Consider the following 20,838-nt stretch of genomic DNA (forward strand, 5'->3'; position numbering starts at 1 on the left):
GCCCGCTGGCCGGGCGCCGTCGCCGGTACCAGAGTGGTGACCCATGGGCGCACCGTCGGCGGGAGGCGGCGGGCGGCGTCGGCTGCTGGTCGAGACCGCCTTCGTGCTGGGCGTGCTGCTCAAGGGCCTGGACGGCCTGGTCGAGCTCGTGGCCGGGACCGCGCTGCTGGTGCTGCACCAGGACCGGATCCTCGCCCTGACCCGGGCCGCCGTAGCCGAGGAGCTGCGGGAGGACCCGCACGACCTGGTGGCCAACCTGCTGCTGAACCAGGCGGCCGGGCTGGACCACGGGGCCGCCGTCGCGGGCGGGCTGTTCCTGCTGCTGCACGGCGTGGTGAAGGTGGTGATCGTCGCGGCGCTCCTGGCGGGCTCGCGCCGGGTGTACCCGTGGGCCGTCGGCGCGCTGAGCGTGCTCCTGGTCGTCCAGCTCGTGCAGCTCGTGCTCAGCCCCGGGGTCGGCGTCGTGGCGCTCGTGCTGCTGGATGCCGTGATCCTGGCGCTGACCTGGCACGAGTGGCGCATCGGACGGTCCTTCCACGACGCCTGGCGCAGCGTGGTGCACGGCTGGTTCCCGCGCGCTGGTGCCTAGCCGGCCGGCGGCGCGGTGGTGAACAGGCCGCGGTGCAGGATGGCGCGCGTGGTGCCCGCGCGGGACGGCGCGCCGCCGGCCGCCGTGGCGGCCTGGACGGCCATCACCATGGGCAGGGTGAGCAGCACGTCCTCGGTGGTGACGCCGGGGTGCACTTGGCCCCGCTCCCGGGCACGGTCCAGCAGCGGTGACAGGGCCGCCGCCGTCCGCTCGCCGAGGTCGGCGGTGCCGGGCATGCGGCCGTCCGCCACGACGCGCCCGAGCCACGGGACCTCGAACTGCACGTCCAGCAGGTGGTGGAACAGCCGCTCGGCGCCGTCGTCGGCGCCGGACAGGGTGGCGGCGCGGGCCTCGATGTCGGCGACGTTGTGCTCCAGCACGGCCGAGGCGAGCGCCTCCCGGTGCGCGAAGTGGCGGTGCAGCGTGGTGCGGCTGACGCCGGCCTCGCTCGCGATCTCCTCCAGGGGCACGTCCGGCCCCTGGCGCGCGAAGGCGCGGCGGGCGGCCGCCACGAGGAGCTCGCGGTTGCGCGCCGCGTCGCGCCGGGTCGGTTCGCCGGTCCGCTCGACTGCTCGTTCGACCGCCATGCGCCGAGGGTAACCGGACGCACCGTGCGGGACGCCACAGGAGCAGGGGTTGAAAACGTACATCCATGTACGTTTTCATGTGGTCGGCGGGGGACACCCGCCGACCTGCTGACGAGAGGCTCTGCCTTGTCCCACCTGACCAGCACTGATGCACTCCCCACCGGCTCGGAGGCCGACGCCCTGCGCGAGCGGTACCGCCACGAGCGCGACCGGCGGATCCGCCCCGACGGCCTGGCGCAGTACCGCCGGGCCGCGGGGGACTACGGGTACTACGCGAAGGATCCCTACACCGAGCGGACCGAGCGGGAGCCGCTGACCGACCGCGTCGAGGTGCTGGTGGTGGGCGGCGGGTTCGGTGGCCTGGTCACCGGCGCGCGGCTGCGCGAGGCCGGCGTGGAGTCGCTGCGGATGATGGACGAGGCCGGCGACTTCGGCGGCACCTGGTACTGGAACCGGTACCCGGGCATCCACTGCGACATCGAGTCGTACGTGTACATGCCGCTGCTGGAGGAGACGGGCTACGTGCCGAAGTGGCGGTACGCGCCCGGCGAGGAGATCCGGCAGCACGCCGTGCGGATCGCCGAGCACTACGGGCTGTACCGGGACGCCGTCTTCCACACCCGGGTCACGGAGCTGACCTGGGACGAGGACGCCGACGAGTGGCTGGTGCGCACCGACCGGGGCGACACGATGCGGGCCCGGCACGTGGTGGTCTCGTCCGGCACGCTGTCGCAGGCCAAGCTGCCCGGCATCCCGGGCATCGAGGACTTCCGCGGCCACACCTTCCACACCAGCCGCTGGGACTACGGCTACACGGGCGGCACGGCGGACGGCGGCCTGACCGGGCTCGCCGACAAGCGCGTGGCCGTGATCGGTACCGGCGCGACCGGCCTGCAGGCCATCCCGCACCTGGCCCGCGACGCGGCGCACCTGTACGTGCTGCAGCGCACGCCGTCGTCGGTCGACGTGCGGGACAACCGGCCCACGGACCCGGAGTGGGCGGCCGCGCTGAAGCCGGGCTGGCAGCGGGAGCGGATGGACAACTTCCTGGCGATCCTCGCGGGGGAGGACGTCGCGGAGGACCTGACGCGCGACGGCTGGACCGGCACGGCGCGGCTGCAGCGCAAGATGATCACGGGCGCGGTGGACACGACCGTCGACCCGGCCGAGCGCGAGCGGCTCGACGAGCTGGCCGACTTCGCCAAGATGAACCAGATCCGCGCCCGCGTGGACGAGGTGGTCGAGGACCCGGGCACCGCCGAGGCGCTCAAGCCCTGGTACCGGTACATGTGCAAGCGGCCCGGGTTCAGCGACCAGTACCTGCAGGCGTTCAACCGGCCGAACGTGACGCTGGTGGACACCGCCGACCACGGCGGCGTCACCCGGATGACCGAGAGCTCGGTGGTGGTGGGCGAGACGGAGTACGAGGTGGACTGCGTCGTCTTCGCCACGGGGTTCGAGGTCGGGGTCTCGGGCGTCGTGTCGGGCACGCTGCCGGTGCACGGGCGAGGCGGCGCGCCCCTGCTGGGCGCCTGGGCGCGCGGGCCGCGCACACTGCACGGCTTCTACACGCACGGGTTCCCCAACCTGTTCCACCTGGGCGGGGTGCAGAACGCCAACTCGGTGAACTTCGTGCACATCCTGTCCGAGCAGGCCGCGCACATCGCCGCCGTCGTCGCCCGCGCCGCCAAGACCGGGGCCCGGTACGTCGAGCCCACGGAGGCGGCGCAGGACGCCTGGGCCGCGACCATCGCGGAGGCGGGGGCCGGGCAGGACAGCTCGGCGTTCCTGGCCGAGTGCACGCCCGGGTACTACAACGGTGAGGGCACGCGGAAGGGCGGCGCGCCGACGTCGTACAGCCCGGGGCCCGTGGCGTTCCACCGGCTGCTCGCGCGGTGGCGCGAGGGGGACATGAGCGAGGTGCTGGTGCCGGCGGTGCCGTGAGTCGCGCCGCAGGCCAGAGCGGCATATCCGTATATTGGGGGATGTGCCTGACGGCGGCTATGACGCGTTCGTCTCCTACAGCCACGACGCGGACGGACCGGTCGGCCCGGCCCTGCGCGACGCGCTGCACCTGTTCGCGCGCCCGTGGAACCGGCTGCGGGCGCTGCGCGTGTTCTGCGACCGCCGGGCCCTGGACCCGGCCGACGGGCTGTGGACCACTATCCGGCGGGCGCTGGACACCTCGCGCTTCCTGATCCTCGTCGCCTCACCCGGCGCGGCCTCCTCCCGCTGGGTGAGGCGCGAGGTGGAGCAGTGGCGGAGCATGACGCCGCGGCGCCCGGTGCTGCTCGTGCGCACCGGCGGGCAGATCGTCTGGGACGACGTCGCCGGTGACTTCGACTGGGACCGGACCACCGCCCTGCCCCACGCGCTGAGCGGCTGGTTCACCGAGGAGCCGCAGTGGGTCGACCTGGAGGTGCCGCCCGAGCGGCTGAGCCTTCGGGACCCGGTCTTCCAGGACGCGGTCGCCACGCTGGCCGCGCCCCTGCACGGTCGCGGCAAGGACGACCTGCTGGGCGTGGACGTGGCCCAGCACCGCCGGTCCCAGGGCTTCCGCCGGGCCATGTGGGCCGGGCTGTCCCTGGTCGCGGTGCTCGCGGTGGCGGCCGCGGCCTGGGCGCTGACCGAGCGCTCGGGCGCCGTCGAGCAGCGCGACCGGGCCCTGGCCGGGTCGCTGGTCGCCGAGGCGGACGCCGTGCGGGGCACCCAGCCGGGCCTCGCGCGCCAGCTCCTCGCCGCGGCCTACCGCCTCGCGCCCACGCCGCAGGCCCGGTCGGCGCTGGTCGCAGGTGACGAGATCCCCCGGGAGCTCACCATCCAGGCCAGCGCGCTCGCCTACTCGGACGACGGGTCGCTGCTGGTCGTGGCCCGCTCCGGCAACAGCGGGTCGGCGTTGTACCCCGAGATCCTCGCGCACGTGTGGCTGTACGACGCGCACACCCTGGAGGTCCTGGCCGAGTGGGCACCCGAGGAGCATGAGTCCATCTCGTCCGCGCGCTTCGTGGGCCCCGGGCTGCTGGTCCTGGGCCACGAGGACGAGCTCGTGGTGACCGACGTGACCGACCCGCGCGCGCCGGCCGAGCAGGCCCGGCTCGCGGCGCCCGCCCTTACCGAGGCGCTCGACCTCGCCCCGGACGGCCACACCCTGGCCGCCGGGTCGGACGACGGGACGGTGCGGCTGTGGTCGGTGGACGACCTCGGCGAGCCCGCCGCCGAGCCAGGCCCCGAGCCCATTGCGACCTGGCAGCCGTGCACCGCGGACGAGGGCGCGCACGAGATCGGCTTCGTGCGCTCGGGAGGTCTGCTCGCGGTCCGGTGCAGCCTGGGCCCGGGCGCCATCCTGGCTGTCTGGGACGTCGCCGGGCCGGGGCCGGTCACGCTGGTGGGGGAGCAAGCCGTCGAGGCGCGCAGGCTCGACGTCGCCCCGGACGGCCGGCACCTGGTCGCCGAGGAGGACGGCGCGCTGGTGCGCTGGGCCGTCACGGCGTCGGGCGAGCTGCGCGACCCCACCCCGCTGCCGCTCCCGCTGGACTACCACGGGTACGTCTCGGTCCTGGACTACGGCGACCACGGGCGCGTCGCCGTCGTCGGCGAGGGTGGATACGCCCGGGTGTGGGACGTAGCCGCGGATGAGCCGGCGCTGCTCGTCGAGCTCCGTCTGCCGGCCTGGGACGCCCTGAACGCGGACGACGTCGCCTTCGCCCCCGGTACCGCCGCGCTGGCGGTCGCGACCCCGGGGGCGGACGCCGGGGCCGACGCCGCTCCCGAGGACGGGACGATCCGCATCTGGAACCTGGCCGACCCGCTGGAGCAGCGGGCCCGGGCATCGATCCCGGCGGCCCGTGCGGACCTGGACGTCAGCGCGGACGGCCGTACCCTGGCCGGCCTGGTCGACGGCGACCTCTACGTCGCCGACCTGACCGACCCCCTGCGTCCCAAGGCTCTGGCCCGCGTGCCCGCCGACATCGCCGCCGGACCTGACGCGGACACATTCTTCGGTGAGGTCGTGCCCCGGATCAGCCCGGACGGGGACACCCTGGCGATCGCGAGCGAGGGCGCGATCGACGTGTTCGACCTCTCTGACCGCGCCCGTCCTCGACACCTGGCGACGTGGCCGGCCGGCATGCCGCTGGCCCTGTCGTTCCGGTCGGACGGCGACCTGCTGGCGGTCGGGCGGTTCGACGGACCGGTCGCCCTCTACGACCTGACCGCGCCGGACGCCCCGCAGCCCGTCGCCGAAGTACCGACGGCGGGGTCGTCGCTCGTGTTCCTGCCCGGCCGGCCCGTCCTCGCGGTCGCGGGCACCCTCTCCTCGGTCATCGAGCTCTGGGACCTGGCCGATTTCCGTGCGCCGGTTCGGCTCACCGCCGACCAGAGCCACACCTACCAGCTGGCCGAGCTCGCCGTGACCGGCGACGGCATGCTGGCCAGCGTGGCCCGGGACAGCACCGTGCGCACCTGGCGGGTGCTCGGCGACGAGCTCCTGGCCCGGACGGTGATCAACGACTCCGGCGACGTCAACGACCTGGCCGTCAGCGCGGCCGGCGGGCGGCTGGCCACCCTCGGCCGCGACCGGACTCTGCGGGTGTACCGGCTCGCGGACGACGCCCCGGTCCTCGACCTGAGCATCTCCGTCGGGGACACGACGCAGGACCTGGTCGGGTTCGTGGGCGAGGACGTGCTCGCCGTGCGGACCGAGCACGGCGCCGTCGACCTGTGGGACCTCGACGCGGACGCCGCCCTGGACCGGATCTGCTCCGGGTCCGGGCAGGCCATCACCAGGCAGCAGTGGGCGCGGGTGCTGCCGGACATCGGGTACGAGCCGCCGTGCTGAGTCATGATCGACTGTGGCCTCTCCGCAGCAGCGCACCCAGCCGCCCTCCGTCCCGCTGCCCGCCCCGGACCCGTCGGTACGGGACGCGGCCGACGTCGCCGCGGACCTCGGCGTCGACCCCGCCACCGGGCTGAGCGCGGCCGAGGCCGCCCGCCGCCTGGCCGACGACGGACCCAACGAGCTGCGCTCCAAGCCGCCCGTGCCGGTGTGGCGCAAGGTGCTCGACCAGTTCCGGGACCCGCTGGTGGCCCTGCTGCTGGTGGCCGTCGCCATCTCGCTCGTGGTGTGGTGGGTCGAGGGGGCGCACGGCCTGCCCGTGGACGCCGTCGTCATCGCGGCCATCGTGGTGCTGAACGCGGTGCTCGGGCTGGTCCAGGAGAGCAAGGCCGAGAACGCCGTCGCGGCACTTCGGTCCATGACCGAGGCCATGTCCACCGTGCTGCGCGACGGGCGGCGCGTCACCGTGCGCTCCGCCGAGCTCGTGCGCGGCGACGTGCTCGTGCTCGCCGAGGGGGACGCCGTCGGCGCGGACGCCCGCCTGCTGACCGCGACCGCCCTGCGCGTGCAGGAGTCGTCGCTGACCGGCGAGAGCGAGGCGGTGCTCAAGGACGCCGCCGTGCTCGCGGCGCCCGCGCCGCTCGGCGACCGGTTCGACATGGTCTACAAGGGCACCGCCGTGGCCCAGGGCGTGGGACGCGCCGTGGTCGTGGCCACCGGCATGGACACCCAGATGGGCGCCATCGCGCGGCTGCTCGACTCCACCGAGGAGGAGGTCACGCCGCTCCAGCGGGAGATCGCGCACGTCAGCAAGGTGCTCGGCCTCACCGTGATCGGCATCGCCGTCGTCGTGATGGTGCTGGCCGCCGTCGTCAACGACGTCCGCACGCCCGCCGACCTCGTCACCGTGCTGCTGCTCGGCGTCTCCCTCGCCGTCGCCGCCGTGCCCGAGGGGCTGCCCGCCATCCTGTCCGTGGTCCTCGCCGTCGGCGTGCAGGCCATGGCGCGGCGCAACGCCGTCGTCAAGAAGCTGCACTCCGCCGAGACGCTCGGCTCCGCCTCCGTCATCGCCTCGGACAAGACCGGCACCCTGACCAAGAACGAGATGACCATCCAGCGGGTCGTCACGGCATCGGGCGAGGTCACGCTCACCGGCGTCGGCTACCGGCCCGACGGCGAGGCCGTGGTCGGGCCGGACGACGGCGGCGGGCCCCTGACCGGCGAGGCCCTGACCCGTGAGGCGGTCATGGTGCTCGGCGGCGGCTCCCTGGCCAACGACGCCCAGCTCACCCAGGCCGACGGCGGGTGGACCGTCCAGGGCGACCCCACCGAGGCCGCCTTCCTGGTCGCCGCGCACAAGCTCGCCGACACCGTCGACCGCGTCGCCGGGTTCGAACGACGCGGCGAGGTGCCGTTCACCTCCGAGCGCAAGCTCATGTCCGCGCTCGTGGACCCGCCCGGCGACGGCGCATGGGCCCTGGTCACCAAGGGCGCCCCCGACGTGCTGCTGCCGCGGTGCACCGACGTGCAGGTGGGCGATACCGCCGTGCCGCTCGACGACGAACGGCGGGCCGCGGCGCTCGCCGCCGTCGAGCGGCTGTCGGGGCAGGCGTACCGCACGCTCGGCGTCGCCTACCGGCGGGTGCCCGAGGAGACCGGGCCCGAGGGGCTGGAGGAGCACGAGTCCGACCTGGTCTACCTCGGCGTGGTCGGCATCATCGACCCGCCCCGGCCCGAGGTCGCCACCGCGGTGGCCGAGGCCCGCCGGGCCGGCATCCGCGTCATGATGATCACCGGCGACCACCCCGTCACGGCCACCCGGATCGCGAGCGACCTGGGCATCGTGGAGCCGGGCGCGCGGGCGGTCACCGGGACGGAGCTGGACGGGCTGGACGCCGCGGGGCTGCGCGAGACGACGCGCTCCGTGTCTGTGTATGCGCGCGTGGCCCCGCAGAACAAGCTGCAGATCGTGGACGCCCTCCAGGCCGACGGGCACGTGGTGGCCATGACCGGCGACGGCGTGAACGACGCCCCCGCGCTGAAGACCGCCGACATCGGCGTGGCGATGGGTATCACCGGGACGGAGGTGACGAAGGAGTCGGCCAGGATGATCCTCGGCGACGACAACTTCGCCACGATCGTCGCCGCGGTGCGCCAGGGCCGGATCATCTTCGACAACATCAAGAAGTTCCTGCGCTACCTGCTCTCCTCCAACATGGGCGAGGTGTGCACGGTGCTGTTCGGCGTCGTGTTCGCCGGGGTCCTGGGCCTGGAGGGGGCTGCCGGCGGGGAGGCCGTCGTCGTGCCGCTGCTCGCCACCCAGATCCTGTGGATCAACCTGGTCACCGACTCCGGTCCCGCCCTGGCCATGGGCGTGGACCCCGAGACCGACGACGTCATGGCCCGGCCCCCGCGCAGCCCGCACGAGCGGATCATCGACGCCCGGATGTGGACCGGCGTGCTGAGCATCGGCCTGGTCATGGGCGTGGCGACGCTCCTGACCATCGACATCTTCCTGCCCGGCGGCCTGGTCGAGGGCAGCGACGACCTCACCGTGGCCCGCACCGCCGGGTTCACCACGCTCGTGCTCGCGCAGCTGTTCAACGTGCTCAACTCGCGGTCGGAGACCACCAGCGCGTTCCACCGGATGTTCGCCGGGCGGTGGCTGTGGGCGGCGATCGGGCTGGGCGTGGTGCTCCAGGTGGCCGTCGTGGAGGTGCCGTTCCTCCAGGTCGCCTTCGGTACCGCCGGGCTCGACCTGGCGCACTGGGCCGTGGCGGTGGGGATGGCGTCGACCGTGCTGTGGTTCGACGAGGTGCGCAAGCTGGTGTGGCGGGTGCGGCAGCGGCGGCAGGGGTGATTTGCCGGTCCGGTAGCAGCGGGACGGGTGGTTGCGCGCGTTCGGGAAGCGGGGTTACGCGGCGGGCGGAAGAACGAGCGGGCGTGGGTGGCTTCGCCTAGGGTCGAACAAAGGTCCGCTGGAATGGTGTTGTTGGACTGCTATTCGGCTTCAGGGAGGTGTCGGCATGGGTAGGCAATGGTCGGACGGCGGTGGGGGCTCGGCGCCCGTGGCGTTCCTGGATGACGGCAGGCCGGCTGGGGTCGCGGGGGCCGTTGTGCGTGAGGATCCGTTCGTTGACGGCACCATGCCTGACGATGCGTGGCTCGAGGCGTTGTTCGCTGAGTGCGAGGCGCTGTTCGGTGACGATGACGGGCGGCACGGGATGGAGGTGCCGCCGGAGCCGGGATCGCGTGACGCCGTGTGTTGCGGTTTGTCGGAGTCTCCTGCGGATTTCGGGCCGGTGGCGTTGTGGCCGGCCGAGGTGCTTCGGGAGGCGTTGGCCGAGGCGCCGGGGGCTGAGCTGGCGCGGGTGGTCAGTGAGGTCACGGGCCTTGGCGCCGGGCTCACCACCCCCACCGAGGACGGGTCTGGGTCGCTGGCTGCGTTGTCCGACGACATACTCGGCGACCTTGCGGCTGCCTGCGCCCGGCTGCAGTCGTGGGCCGCCGGGGTCCAGGCGCACGTTGTGGCGGAGCGGGCTTCTCGGGAGTCGAGCCCGCTGGCGCATAACTCGTTGGTCGGTCAGGTCACGGCGGAGCTGGTGGTGACGCAGGCTGAGGGGTCCGAGGTGGTGGTGCGGGCGGAGTCCGGTGCTGAGCACCCCACAGTGATCGGTGCGCTGGTTGAGGGGCAGATCGATGTGAAGAAGGCGCACACTCTGCTGCGGTCGGCTGTTCAATTGACGGTGACTGAGCGTGCCGAGGCGATCGCCCGGTACCTGCCCCAGGCTCCGTTCCGGACGTGGCGGTGGCTGCGGAACAAGATGCTGGCGTTCGCGAAGGCGCGGCACGGTGCCGAGGAGACGGCCCGGGCTGCGGCGTTGGACCGGAACGTGCAGTTGGATCGCGCGGAGAACGACATGGGTTGGTTCTCGGCGTATCTGCCGGCGGTGGATGCGGCGGCGGTGTGGGGTGTCGTGGATGACATGGCGCACCAGCTGCGATACACGGCGGGTGAGGAGCGGACGTTGGGTCAGCTCCGCGCGGACTGTCTGACGGGGATCGTGACTGGTCGGCTGGTGCCGGGGGACCGGTTTGCGGCGGTCGGCCAGGCGGAGGCGGCTACGACTGCGAGCGAAGACGCGGCGACGAGCACGGGCGCAAGCATGGGTAGCGGCGCGGGCGTTGCCGACGGTGCGAGTGCCGGAGCTGCCAGTGCCGGTCCCGTGTGCACGTGTGGTGGCCAGACGCCCGTTGTCCACGAAACGGTCGTGCGGGTGACGCCTACGCGCCCCGTCGTCCGGGTGACCGTGCCGTCGAGCACGCTCCTGGGCCTGGACGACGCCCCCGCTGAGCTGGACGGGTTCGGCCCGGTCCCGGCAGGCATCGCACGGCTTCTCGCTGAGGACGCCACCTGGCAGCGCCTGCTCACCGACCCGGTCACGGGTGTCCTGGCCGACTACTCCACCACGACCTACAAGCCAGGCCGGGTACTCCGGTCTGCGGTGGAAGCCAGGGACGAGACCTGCACCTTCATCGGCTGTGACGCGCTGGCGGTGTCGTGCGACCTGGACCATATCGAGCCCTTCGATCATGAGCTGGACACTCGGCACGGCGGTGAGGGCGGGGCTGTCCGTGGGCAGACTCGTGCCGACAACCTCCATGCGCTGTGCCGGCGGCATCACCTGCTCAAGACACACGCGGGCTGGGGTGTCGTGCGCGACCCGAGGACGGGAATCACCACCTGGACCACACCTGCCGGTCGGGTGCACACCCGGCCGCCGACGGTGCTCGACACTCAAGTGGACCTGGACCAGGTAGACCCTGGCACCAGCAATGACCTGACCGTGCGCGCCCTGACCGGCCGCCGCCTGCCCCGTGCCTACGCCACGACCGCGCCGACGACCGCCGACACCTCCGACAACGACAACGCTGCCCCGTCCGGACCTGGCGAGCCGCCGTTCTGACCCGAGAACCGATCATCGCGAACGAAGAACACCATGACGGCTTGGGGCGCAAGCTCGGCGCGCCGGCGTCCAGCCGTACCGTTCGGCGGCCGCTGAGTTGGCGGCCCGCTCGTCGTCGAGGACCGAGGCGCTGTCCCTGCCGGAGGCCTGAGCGACGTGTTTGCGCGCCGGAAGATCGCCGGGTCTGGTTCAGCGATCCTCGTCCCGTGCAACCGGGTGCCGGACCTCGGAGCCCATCCAGATGCACAGCACGCGACGCGCGCTCGGGCACCGGACGCTGCCCCACGAGCCGGGACGGCGTCCGGTACTCAGGCCACGCGATCAGGCGGCACCCGTCAGGCCGCGTCCCGGTACGACTCGGCGGCATGGAGCAGGTAGTACGCCAGGCCGGTCTGCTGCTGCTCGAGCATCTGCCGGTGGAAGTCGTCCGTGACGAAGAAGCGCGCCTGCCCGGCGAAGCCCGCGGCGTCCGTCGGGTGCGCGACGGCGAGGGCCGCGATGTGCCCCTCGATCGCGACGGCGACCACCGGGTCGTCGGCGCGCAGCCCGGCCCGGAGCGCGTGGGCCATGGTGGCCATGAACGCGGTCGCCTCGGCGGCTGCCGCGTTCATCCCGTCGGCGTCGACCTCCGCGGTGTCGAGCTCGACGCCGTAGGTCTCTCGCAGGTGCGCGTTCTGGTCCGCGAGGGCGTCCTGCCACCCGGCCTGGTCCAGGCCGGTGAACATGCTGTCGGCGGTCATGGGTTCTCCCCTTCTCTCGTGTGCGATGGCCTGCTCGAGCGTCGCCAGCACCTGGGCGAGCCGTGCCCCGCGGGAGCGAAGCAGGGCGCGCTGGTCCAGCAGGCACTCGAGCCGGGAGGCGCGGTCCGTGAGAGCCTCCGCGATCGCGTCCAGCGGCATGTCGAGCTCCCGGAAGAACAGGATCTGCTGGAGACGCTCGAGATCACCGTCCGAGTACGTCCGGTAGTCGTTGCGCTCGTCCCGCGCAGGGACGAGCAGCCCGATCCGGTCGTAGTGGTAGAGCGTCTTGAGCGTCACCCCTGATAGCCGGGAGACGTGCGTGATCGTGTAGGCCATGGGCCGCACCTCCTGGGAAGAACCATCAACCCTCCCCTAAGGGAAGGGTCAAGCGCCGGCCACCCGATCTTCATCCGGGCTTCCGTTACAGGACCGCGGTCTCGTAATTCACGGCCATCTGCGCGGGGTTCCATATCGATATCGCCAGTCGCGATATCCCGCCGGGCATCGCCCCGGCCCCGCAGAAAGGAACGCCCATGCGCCCCCGCGCACTCCCGGCTCTGGGCCTGCTCGCCCTCGGCACCGCCGTCCTCCTCGCCGGCTGCTCCGCCTCGGCCTCCGCCGACTCCGACGCCGCCGCGTCCGACTCGGACGCTCCGATCACGTTCGCCACCACGCCGCTGGGTGACGACCCCGGCGCCGAGAACCCCATCGAGGCGTTCGCCGGCCTGGTCGAGGCCGAGACCGGCCGCGAGGTCGAGATCGTCGACGTGCCCGACTACACGGCGGTCGTCGAGGCCCTGCGCAACCACCACGTCGACATCGGCTTCATGAGCGGGTTCCCGTCCGCGTTGGCGGTCAACACGGGCGAGGTCGACTCGCTCGTGGCCTGGCCGGGCAACGACGACCCGGTCTCGATCTGCCTCGTGCTGGACGGCTCGCCCCTGGAATCGCTGGACGACATCACGCCCGAGACCGTGGTCGCGTTCGCCGACCCGGCGTCCAGCTCCGGCTACTTCATGCCCGTGGCCATGCTGCACGACGCCGGCCTGGAGAAGGACGCCGACTACACCCCGATGTTCAGCGGCGGCCACGACATGAGCTTCACCGCCCTGAAGGAGGGCCAGGCCGACGTCGCCTGCACCTCGACGATCTTCCCGTCCATGGCGGGCCTGGGCGACCCGATGTTCCCCTTCGAGAAGGGCGAGACCCGCTCGATCGGCGAGAGCGACTCCATGCCGGTCGCCGTCACGGTGCTGGCCGACCAGGAGCTCGCCGACGACAAGCGTGAGCTGCTCGCGCAGGCGCTGCCCAAGGTGTTCGTCGAGGAGAACGCCGACGCCCTCGGCGCGATGTTCGAGGCCATGCAGGGCACCGAGCCGATCGTCGACCCCGACCCGTCGATCTTCCAGCCCTTCGTCGACATCGCGGCCATCGCCGACGTCGACATCTCGGACCTGGGCTGAGCATGACCGCCCCGGCACTCGTCTCGGTGCGCGGCCTGCGGGTCGCCTACGGCGACGGCCCCCTCGTGCTCGACGGCGTCGACCTCGACCTCCACGCGGGCGAGATGGTCGCCCTCCTCGGTTCGTCCGGCTCCGGCAAGTCGACCCTGATGCGCAGCCTCACCGGGTTCGCGCCGATCACCGGCGGCTCGGCGCACGTCGTCGGCCACGACATGACGAACCTTCCGCGCCGCCGGCTGCGCACCGTGCGCGCCTCGGTCGGCCAGGTGTTCCAGCAGTTCAACCTCGTCGGCCGGCTCAGCGTGCTCACCAACGTGCTCACCGGCGCCCTGCACGACGCCGGCCCCGTCAACCTGGCGGGCGGGTTCTCCAGCGCCCACCGCCGGCGCGCCATGGAGCTGCTCGACCGCGTCGGCATCGCCCACAAGGCCACCGAGCAGGCGCGGTCCCTCTCGGGCGGCCAGCAGCAGCGCGTCGCGATCGCGCGGGCGCTCATGCAGCGGCCACGCCTCATCCTGGCGGACGAGCCCGTCGCGTCGCTCGACCCGCGGATGTCGGACGCCGTGCTCGGCCTGCTCCGCGAGATCGCGCACGACGACGGCATCCCCGTGCTGGTCAGCCTGCACGTGCTGGCCCTCGCGCTGGAGCACTCCGACCGCGTCGTCGGCCTGCGGCACGGCCAGGTGCTCGTCTCCGCGCCGACCGCCGAGCTCGATGCCGCGGCGCTCGACGTGCTCTACGGCCACGCCCACGAGGAGGCCGACCGTGTCGACGATCACGCCTGACCAGCGCACCCGGGCCCGCCTCGAGCGCGCGGTCAACGTGCCCCGGGCGCGGTTCCTGCTCGGCCTGCCCGTCGTCGGCGTGCTGCTGGTGTGGTCCTTCGTCGGCGCGGAGTTCGACTTCGCGAAGCTCGGCGAGGGCACCGTCAACATGGGCGACTTCCTGCTGCGGCTCTTCCCGCCCACCTGGGACAAGTTCGGCACCATCGTCGAGCTGCTGGTCGAGACGCTGCAGATGGCCATCGTCGGCACCGTGCTCGGCGCCGTCCTGTCCCTGGTCGTCGCGTTCGGTGCTGCCTCAAACATCGCCCCGCGCTGGCTGTACTACCCGACGCGCTGGGTCATGAACGTCATCCGCTCGCTGCCCGACCTCGTGTTCGCCCTCATGTTCGTCTCCGCCGTGGGGCTGGGCCCGTTCGCCGGCATCCTCGCGATGACGGTCGGCTCGATCGGCTCCATCGGCAAGGTCTTCGCCGAGGCCATGGAGGCCGTCGACGCCGGTCCGGTCACCGCCATGCAGGCCGTCGGCGCCTCCCGGCGGCAGGTCGTGCAGTACGGCGTGCTGCCCCAGGCCGGGCCGCTCCTCGTGTCGTACACGCTGCTGCTCTTCGAGGGCAACGTGCGTGGTGCGACCATCCTGGGCATGGTCGGTGCCGGCGGCATCGGCCTGGAGCTCACCACCGCCATGCGAATGTACGACTACGGGCATCTGTCCGCGATCGTCGTCTGCATCATCGTGCTGGTCACGGTCATCGACCAGGCCAGCGCCGTCATCCGAAGGAAGATCACGTGACCAGTACCCCCGCGCTCACCCTCAGCGCCCCCGTCAACCTCCGCGACCTGGGCGGTATCGCCGTCGACGGCGGCGTCGTCCGCCCGGGCTTCGCCCTCCGTGCCGACGACCTCGCCCTCGTGACCGACGACGTCGCCCGGGCGCTGGTCGACGACGGCGTGCGGGCCATCATCGACCTGCGCTCCACCGACGAGCTCGGCGTCACCGGCCGCGGGCCGCTCGGCACGCACTCCAACGTCAGCTACCACCACGTGCCGCTGCTCGCCGACATCGGCCAGGCCGCCGACGGCGCCGGGACCCGCCCGCCGGGCGCCGAGATGATGGACCAGACCCGGTTCGGCCGCATGTACCTGCGGATGTACGAGGGCGCCGCCCCGCAGATCGTGACGGCGCTCGCGATCATCGCCCACGCGCCCGGAGCGGTCGCGTTCCACTGCGCGGCCGGGCAGGACCGCACCGGCGTGCTCGCCGCGTCGCTGCTGCTGGCGCTCGGCGCCGACCGCGACGACATCGTGGCCGACTACGTGCGCACCGGCGAGAACTCCGCGGCCATCATGGCGCGCATCGCGCCCGTCATGCGGCCGCTGATGAGCCGGTTCGGGATCGAGCTCGACGCGGCGGCGCTGGCCGCCGTCAGCACGGAGTTCTCGGACGCCCCGATGCGCGAGCTGTTCGCGATGCTCACCGAGCGGCACGGCGACCCGCTGGCGCCCCTGCGCGCGGCCGGGCTCACGGACGGCCTGGTCGCTCAGCTGCGGGCCCGGGCGCTGAGCCCGTCCGAGTGACCGCCGGTACGGCGCGCGGCCCCGGCCGCCCGCGCTCGCACGGGCACGACGAGCGGATCGTCGACGCCGCCGTCGAGCTCCTGGAGCGGGGCGAGGAGATCACCGTCATCAGGGTGGTGGAGCGCAGCGGCGTGAGCCGCGCCGCGATCTACCGGCGGTGGCCCAGCATGACCGACCTGGTCGCCACGGCGCTCGACCGGGGCCGCGCGCCGCACACCATCCCGCTGGACGGCGACCTGCTGCAGAACGTCCTGGACGCGTACACCACGGCGCCGTCCGCGACGCGCGAGACGTACTCGGAGGAGCGGTTCCGGCTGCGCATGCGGCTGGCGATGACGGACCGCAAGCTCGCCCAGGCGTACTGGCGGTCGCACGTCTCGCGCCGCCGGGGCGGCATGGTCGCGGTGCTGCGGGCGGGGATCGAGCGGGGCGAGCTGCGCCCCGACATCGACGTGGACGCGTGCATCGACCTGGTCAACGGCGTCTTCTACTACCAGTTCGTGGTGCGCGGCGTGACCCTCGACGACCCGGAGGCGCTGGCGCGCTGCCGGGAGGGCATCCGGGTCGCGTGGCGGGGCATGGCCGCTCCCTAGACTTCGCCGTATGGCAGCCACCACCCGCCCCGGCGACGCGCGCGGTTCCTGGCGGCGTGACCCCCGGGCGTCGGTCGGCCGCACCTACCCCGTCCCGGCGGGCGCCCCGGCCGAGTTCACCATCGCCGTCGAGTCCCACTCCGTGGCCGTCGCCACGGAGTGGGAACCGCACGTCCACACCGCGCACGAGCTGGTGTGGGTGCGGCACGGCACCCTGACCGCCCGGGTGGGCGCGCAGGTCTTCACCGTCTCGGAGGGCTTCGGCCTCTGGCTCCCGGCCGGGCAGGAGCACGCGGGCAGGCTCACGGCGGGGGTCGAGCTCTACGACGCGTTCTTCGCACCGGGCCGGACCACGGCCGGGCAGACCCCGCCCGGCCTCGACACCACCACCGTCGTCGCGATGGTCCCCGTGCTGCAGGCGCTCCTGGTCCACCTCGCGCGCCCCGACCTCGACCCCGCCGCCCGCGCGCGGGCGGAGGCCGTGGTCCTCGACGTCCTGGTGCCCTCGGACCGGCAGCTCGCCGTGCGGCTGCCCGCCGACGACCGCGTCGAAACGATCGTCGAGGCCCTGCTCGCCGACCCGGCCGACGAGCGCTCCCTGGACGAGTGGGCACGCTCGTCCGGGACGAGCGCGCGGACCATCACGCGCGTGTTCCGCGCCACGACGGGGCTCTCGTTCGCGCAGTGGCGGCAGGCCGTGCGCGTGCACCGGTCCCTGGAGCTCCTCGATGCCGGTCACCCCGTGCAGGACGTCGCCGACGAGCTCGGCTACGCGCACCCCAGCACGTTCATCGACGCGTTCCGGCGCGTCATGGGCACGACGCCGGGCGCTTTTGCTGCCGAGGACGGTGGCCGGAAACCCTGATCTGCTGTCGGATGTGCGGCATTGCGGACTGAGGTAAGCCTTACTTAGGCTCACCTCAGTGGACGCGCCGGCTGGAGCCGGCCCGGGCGCCAGTGCCCCCGTCCCGCACCACAGCAGAAAGAGGAAAGTGCTCATGGTCGTGCCCAGGAGAACCCCCGCCGGAGCAGTGGCGGCCGCGGCGTTCGCGCTCGCGCTCGTCGTCACCGGATGCGGGACCACCGAGGTCGACGCCGCCGCCCCGGAGCCGTCGGCCCCCGCCTCCGGGAGCTGCGCCGAGGACACGACGGAGACGGCCTCCGGCCCCGTCTCCCTGGTGGACGGCGTCGGCCGCACCGTCGAGCTGGACCGGCCCGCCGAGCGGATCGCCGTGCTGGAGTGGCAGGAGGTGGAGGACGCGCTCACGCTGTGCGTCACGCCCGTCGCCGTCGCCGACCCCGAGGGCTACTCGACCTGGGTCTCGGCCGAGAAGCTCCCCGAGGGCGTCGCCGACGTCGGCACCCGCGAGGAGCCCGACGCCACCGCCCTGTTCGCCGCCGACCCGGACCTCGTGATCATCGAGGGCTTCACCGACGACGACGAGGCCATCGCCCAGTTCGAGCGCCAGGGCGTCCCGGTGCTGGTGGCGCGGGGCAACGACCCGGAGGACCCGGTCGGCAACATGAAGGACGTCTTCTCCCTGATCGCGGAGGCGACCGGCCGCACCGAGCGCGCCGAGCAGGTGCTCGCCGAGTTCGACGCCCACCTCGCCGAGCGCAAGGCGGAGGTGGCGGCGCTCGACCTGCCGACGACCGACTTCCTCTTCTTCGACGGCTGGATCCAGGGCGGCAACCTGAGCCTGCGCCCCTACACCGAGGGCTCCCTGTTCATCGAGCTCGGCAAGGAGCTCGGGCTCGACCCCGCCTGGGACGCGGACGTGAACGACTCCCACGGTACCGGCGGCCTCAACGCCGAGTACGGCCTCGCCCAGACCGACATCGAGGGCCTGACCGCCGTCGGCGACGCCAACCTGTTCTTCTCCAACGGCGACACCACCGGCTACGTGGACGCCCTGGAGGAGAGCGAGCTCTGGACCTCCCTCCCGGCCGTCGAGGAAGGGCGGGCGTACGAGTTCCCGCTGGTCTGGGGTGCGGGCGGCCCCCGGTCGACGCTCCAGGCGGTCGACGCCTTCGCGGACGCCCTGACCGGTGAGTGACGCCGCGGGCGGGCCCGCCGTCGTCGTCCCGTACGACCCGGCGGGCCTGCCCGCGGGGCTGGACCGCATCGCGCCGCGCGAGGTGCTCGACCGGTGGGCCTCGGCCGACCGGTCGGCGCACGACCCGCGGCTGGTCCTCGTCGGCGACCAGGACCGGCCACAGGGGGCCGCGCTGGTCACGGCCCGGCCGGGCACCGCGTACCTCAAGATCGTCGACGCCGTGGGCGACGCCGCGCTCGCCGCGGACGCCGTCGTCCAGCACGCCCGCGAGCGCGGCCTGGTCCAGGTCAAGTGGGAGGGGTGGACGGCGGGGACGGCGCCCGCGGCCGCGGGATTCCGGCCCATGCGCGCGCCCGACGACGCCCAGCCCACCACCGGGTACGTCCGCTGGCTCGACGACGTCGACCTGGACGAGCCCGCCCACTACCGCCAGACCACCCACTTCACGTGCGGCGCCGCCGGTGCGGCGATGGCCCAGGCGCACCTGGGCGCGCTCGGCGGCGAGGCGCTCGACCGGCGCCTGGAGCTGTCGCTCTGGCGGGAGGCAACGAATTTTCCGGCGTGCGACCCGGTGCGCCTCGGCCTCGCGGTGCACCGGCGGTGGCCGGGTTCGGGCGTCGTCGTCGCCCTGGACACCGACGGGCCGGTGATCGTCGAGGCCTACCCCGAGGGTGACCGGGACTGGCGTGCCCTGCTCCAGGAGCTCTCGCGCGAGGACGCCGCCGCGGCCGGGCTCCCGGTCGACGGCCGCCGCCTGACGCTGCCCGCCCTGCGCGCCGCCCTCGACGACGGCGAGCGCGTGGTGCTGCTGGTCTCGCTGACGGCGATGCTCGGCGTCGACGTGCCGCACTGGGTGCTGTGCCATGCCGCCGTGCCCGGGGCGGTGGTGGTCGAGGACCCGTGGGTCGGCACGACGACGGGGGAGACCTGGGTCGACGCGCACCTGCTCCCCGTGGCGGACGCCGCGCTCGACGAGATGTCCACGATGGAGGGCGCCGGGTACCGGGCCGCCGTGCGGATCAGCCCGCCGTCGTACGGGTAGCGGGCAGACCTTTCTTCGGCCGTGCGAAGACGCGTTTTCGCAGGTCAGAGTACGAAACTTCCGTGACCGTTCTCACCGCCGGAAAACTTCCTTCCGTAGGCCCGCGACCGTACGGTGGGGGCAGCGAAGGGGAGTAGCCCGGCCGGGCCGACGTGTCCGGCAGAGGTGATCGACATACTGGCGCAGCGCGCCCGGTCATCTCGCCGCAGACGCGGTGGGCGAGACCTTCGACCAGTTCTGTGTCCACTGGTCGAGGTCTGCGCTCTGCCCTGTCGCGGACGCCCTCGGCTGCTGTCGAGGAGGCCCTCATGTCCGCTGTCACCGTCCAGGAGCAGCACCCCGCCGGATCGCCGCCGGGCCGCGTGCCCGGTGTCGGCACCCTGGTCCGCTCCCTGCTGATCGCGCTGGTCGTCATGGCCCCCGCGCTCTTCCTGCGCCTGACCGGCACCCACCCCGAGCCCGTCCTGGCACTCGTGCTGTTCGGCGCCGCCGTCGTCGCCGCGTCGTTCGTGCTGGCCTGGGCGGCCGAGGCGGCCCAGGTCGACGTGTCCGGCGGGTTCGCGATCGCCGTCCTGGCCCTCATCGCGGTGCTGCCCGAGTACGCCGTCGACCTCTACTACGCCTACACGGCCGGGTCCGACCCGACGTACGTGCAGTACGCCGCCGCCAACATGACCGGGTCCAACCGCCTGCTCCTGGGGCTGGGCTGGCCGCTGGTCGTGCTCGTGTCGCTGTACGTCGCGGGCCGGCTGAACAAGAGGCCCGCCACGGCGCTCGCGCTGGAGCCCGAGAACCGGCTGGAGCTCGGCTTCCTGCTGGTCGCCGGCGTCGTCGCGTTCGTCATCCCCGCCACCGGCCACATCCACCTGGTGCTCGGCGTCGCGCTCATCGCGTGGTTCGGGTTCTACATGTACAAGCTGACCCGCGGCGGCGCCGAGGAGCCCGACCTGATCGGCACCGCCGCCGCCGTCGGCAACCTGCCGCGCCGCGCCCGCCGCGCCACCGTCGTCGCGCTGTTCGTGCTCGCCGCCGCCGTGATCCTGGCCTGCGCCGAGCCGTTCGCGGAGTCGCTCGTCGAGTCGGGCACGCGGCTGGGCATCGACGACTTCCTGCTGGTGCAGTGGCTCGCGCCGCTCGCCTCCGAGGCGCCCGAGTTCATCATCGCCGTGCTGTTCGCGTGGCGCGGCAAGGGCACCGCCGCCATCGCGACCCTGATCTCCTCGAAGATCAACCAGTGGACCCTGCTCGTGGGCTCCCTGCCCATCGCCTACCTGCTGGGCGGCGGCACCGCGTCGCTCGTCCTGGACACCCGCCAGGTCGAGGAGGTGCTGCTCACGGCCACCCAGACCATGATGGGCGTCGCGATCCTGCTGTCCCTGCGCTTCCACCGCTGGTCGGCCTGGACGCTGCTGGGCCTGTTCGCCGTCCAGTTCGCCGTGACCTCGACCACGGGCCGGTTCGCGCTCTCCGGGATCTACGCCCTCGTCACGGTGGTCGTGCTGGTCGTGCACCGCAAGCATGTCGTGCCGACGCTCGTCGCGCCGTTCCGGCGACACAGGGAACTCACAACCGCGTCCTAGGTCCGGTCCATCCGGGCGGCATGTGA

The 20,838-nt window shown here is 73.1% G+C and carries 16 protein-coding genes; 14 read left to right on the top strand and 2 right to left on the bottom strand.

Translation table 11 applies throughout. From position 1 onward, the window contains the following. Window positions 1–43 precede the first annotated feature (43 nt). Window positions 44–589 (top strand): DUF2127 domain-containing protein, encoded by a 546-nt coding sequence (locus tag ACFU5G_RS12820; protein WP_377244681.1) that lies wholly within the window; start codon window positions 44–46, stop codon window positions 587–589. Here the strand turns inward: ACFU5G_RS12820 and ACFU5G_RS12825 are convergent. Then, window positions 586–1,176: a TetR/AcrR family transcriptional regulator gene (locus ACFU5G_RS12825; protein WP_377244683.1), complete on the bottom strand. Its 591-nt coding sequence runs from the start codon at window positions 1,174–1,176 to the stop codon at window positions 586–588. The two genes, ACFU5G_RS12820 and ACFU5G_RS12825, sit on opposite strands and share 4 nt — an antisense overlap. 126 nt (window positions 1,177–1,302) lie before the next feature. Here ACFU5G_RS12825 and ACFU5G_RS12830 point away from each other — a divergent pair, with 126 nt between their 5' ends. From ACFU5G_RS12830 to ACFU5G_RS12845, 4 genes are all read left to right on the top strand, one after another. Beyond that, complete coding sequence (locus tag ACFU5G_RS12830) at window positions 1,303–3,120, top strand: flavin-containing monooxygenase (RefSeq protein ID WP_377244686.1); 1,818 nt, start codon at window positions 1,303–1,305, stop codon at window positions 3,118–3,120. A gap of 43 nt (window positions 3,121–3,163) precedes the next feature. After that, a complete protein-coding gene (locus tag ACFU5G_RS12835; RefSeq protein ID WP_377244689.1) occupies window positions 3,164–6,013 on the top strand; it encodes a TIR domain-containing protein in 2,850 nt (949 codons plus the stop codon). A 13-nt stretch (window positions 6,014–6,026) separates the two neighbouring features. Next, entirely contained in the window at window positions 6,027–8,870 is a 2,844-nt protein-coding gene (locus ACFU5G_RS12840) for a cation-translocating P-type ATPase (protein WP_377244692.1), read from the top strand. Window positions 8,871–9,078: 208 nt separating this feature from the next. Next, window positions 9,079–10,977, top strand: a complete 1,899-nt coding sequence (locus tag ACFU5G_RS12845; RefSeq protein ID WP_377244695.1) for an HNH endonuclease — start codon at window positions 9,079–9,081, stop codon at window positions 10,975–10,977. 335 nt (window positions 10,978–11,312) lie between these two features. On the opposite strand, the gene ACFU5G_RS12850 is transcribed toward ACFU5G_RS12845, so the two are convergent. Further along, the gene (locus ACFU5G_RS12850; protein WP_377244698.1) at window positions 11,313–12,053 is read right to left on the bottom strand and encodes a MerR family transcriptional regulator; all 741 of its coding nucleotides are present in this window, start codon (window positions 12,051–12,053) and stop codon (window positions 11,313–11,315) included. 197 nt (window positions 12,054–12,250) lie between these two features. Between ACFU5G_RS12850 and phnD the strand changes: the two genes are divergently transcribed. The 9 genes from phnD to ACFU5G_RS12895 all read left to right on the top strand — a co-directional run bounded on the left by phnD (window position 12,251) and on the right by ACFU5G_RS12895 (window position 20,812). After that, entirely contained in the window at window positions 12,251–13,180 is a 930-nt protein-coding gene (gene phnD / locus ACFU5G_RS12855) for a phosphate/phosphite/phosphonate ABC transporter substrate-binding protein (RefSeq protein ID WP_377244701.1), read from the top strand. A gap of 2 nt (window positions 13,181–13,182) precedes the next feature. Continuing rightward, complete coding sequence (locus ACFU5G_RS12860; RefSeq protein ID WP_377244704.1) at window positions 13,183–13,965, top strand: phosphonate ABC transporter ATP-binding protein; 783 nt, start codon at window positions 13,183–13,185, stop codon at window positions 13,963–13,965. Next, a complete protein-coding gene (phnE, locus tag ACFU5G_RS12865; RefSeq protein WP_377244707.1) occupies window positions 13,946–14,755 on the top strand; it encodes a phosphonate ABC transporter, permease protein PhnE in 810 nt (269 codons plus the stop codon). Before ACFU5G_RS12860 ends, phnE begins: the two co-directional genes overlap by 20 nt. Continuing rightward, complete coding sequence (locus ACFU5G_RS12870) at window positions 14,752–15,540, top strand: tyrosine-protein phosphatase (RefSeq protein WP_377244710.1); 789 nt, start codon at window positions 14,752–14,754, stop codon at window positions 15,538–15,540. Before phnE ends, ACFU5G_RS12870 begins: the two co-directional genes overlap by 4 nt. Continuing rightward, complete coding sequence (locus ACFU5G_RS12875) at window positions 15,537–16,133, top strand: TetR/AcrR family transcriptional regulator (RefSeq protein WP_377244713.1); 597 nt, start codon at window positions 15,537–15,539, stop codon at window positions 16,131–16,133. Before ACFU5G_RS12870 ends, ACFU5G_RS12875 begins: the two co-directional genes overlap by 4 nt. A 10-nt stretch (window positions 16,134–16,143) precedes the next feature. After that, window positions 16,144–16,998, top strand: coding sequence for a helix-turn-helix domain-containing protein (locus ACFU5G_RS12880; protein WP_377244716.1), 855 nt, complete (start codon window positions 16,144–16,146; stop codon window positions 16,996–16,998). A 133-nt stretch (window positions 16,999–17,131) separates the two neighbouring features. Further along, window positions 17,132–18,190, top strand: coding sequence for an iron-siderophore ABC transporter substrate-binding protein (locus ACFU5G_RS12885; protein ID WP_377244719.1), 1,059 nt, complete (start codon window positions 17,132–17,134; stop codon window positions 18,188–18,190). After that, window positions 18,183–19,232 carry a peptidase C39 family protein gene (locus tag ACFU5G_RS12890; RefSeq protein ID WP_377244722.1) on the top strand — a complete coding sequence of 350 codons (1,050 nt, stop codon included), beginning with the start codon at window positions 18,183–18,185 and terminating at the stop codon, window positions 19,230–19,232. Before ACFU5G_RS12885 ends, ACFU5G_RS12890 begins: the two co-directional genes overlap by 8 nt. A 308-nt stretch (window positions 19,233–19,540) precedes the next feature. Then, complete coding sequence (locus tag ACFU5G_RS12895; protein WP_377244725.1) at window positions 19,541–20,812, top strand: sodium:proton exchanger; 1,272 nt, start codon at window positions 19,541–19,543, stop codon at window positions 20,810–20,812. The last annotated feature ends 26 nt before the right edge of the window (window positions 20,813–20,838 follow it).

It is taken from the genome of Promicromonospora sp. NPDC057488, from assembly GCF_042802395.1.
Lineage (GTDB): Bacteria > Actinomycetota > Actinomycetes > Actinomycetales > Cellulomonadaceae > Promicromonospora.

Coding starts and splice junctions, on each gene's coding strand:
- ACFU5G_RS12820 (WP_377244681.1), top strand. CDS start 44: ATGGGCGCACCGTCGGCGGGAGGCGGCGGGCGGCGTCGGCTGCTGGTC.
- ACFU5G_RS12825 (WP_377244683.1), bottom strand. CDS start 1,176: ATGGCGGTCGAACGAGCAGTCGAGCGGACCGGCGAACCGACCCGGCGC.
- ACFU5G_RS12850 (WP_377244698.1), bottom strand. CDS start 12,053: ATGGCCTACACGATCACGCACGTCTCCCGGCTATCAGGGGTGACGCTC.
- phnD (WP_377244701.1), top strand. CDS start 12,251: ATGCGCCCCCGCGCACTCCCGGCTCTGGGCCTGCTCGCCCTCGGCACC.
- ACFU5G_RS12860 (WP_377244704.1), top strand. CDS start 13,183: ATGACCGCCCCGGCACTCGTCTCGGTGCGCGGCCTGCGGGTCGCCTAC.
- ACFU5G_RS12880 (WP_377244716.1), top strand. CDS start 16,144: ATGGCAGCCACCACCCGCCCCGGCGACGCGCGCGGTTCCTGGCGGCGT.
- ACFU5G_RS12885 (WP_377244719.1), top strand. CDS start 17,132: ATGGTCGTGCCCAGGAGAACCCCCGCCGGAGCAGTGGCGGCCGCGGCG.
- ACFU5G_RS12895 (WP_377244725.1), top strand. CDS start 19,541: ATGTCCGCTGTCACCGTCCAGGAGCAGCACCCCGCCGGATCGCCGCCG.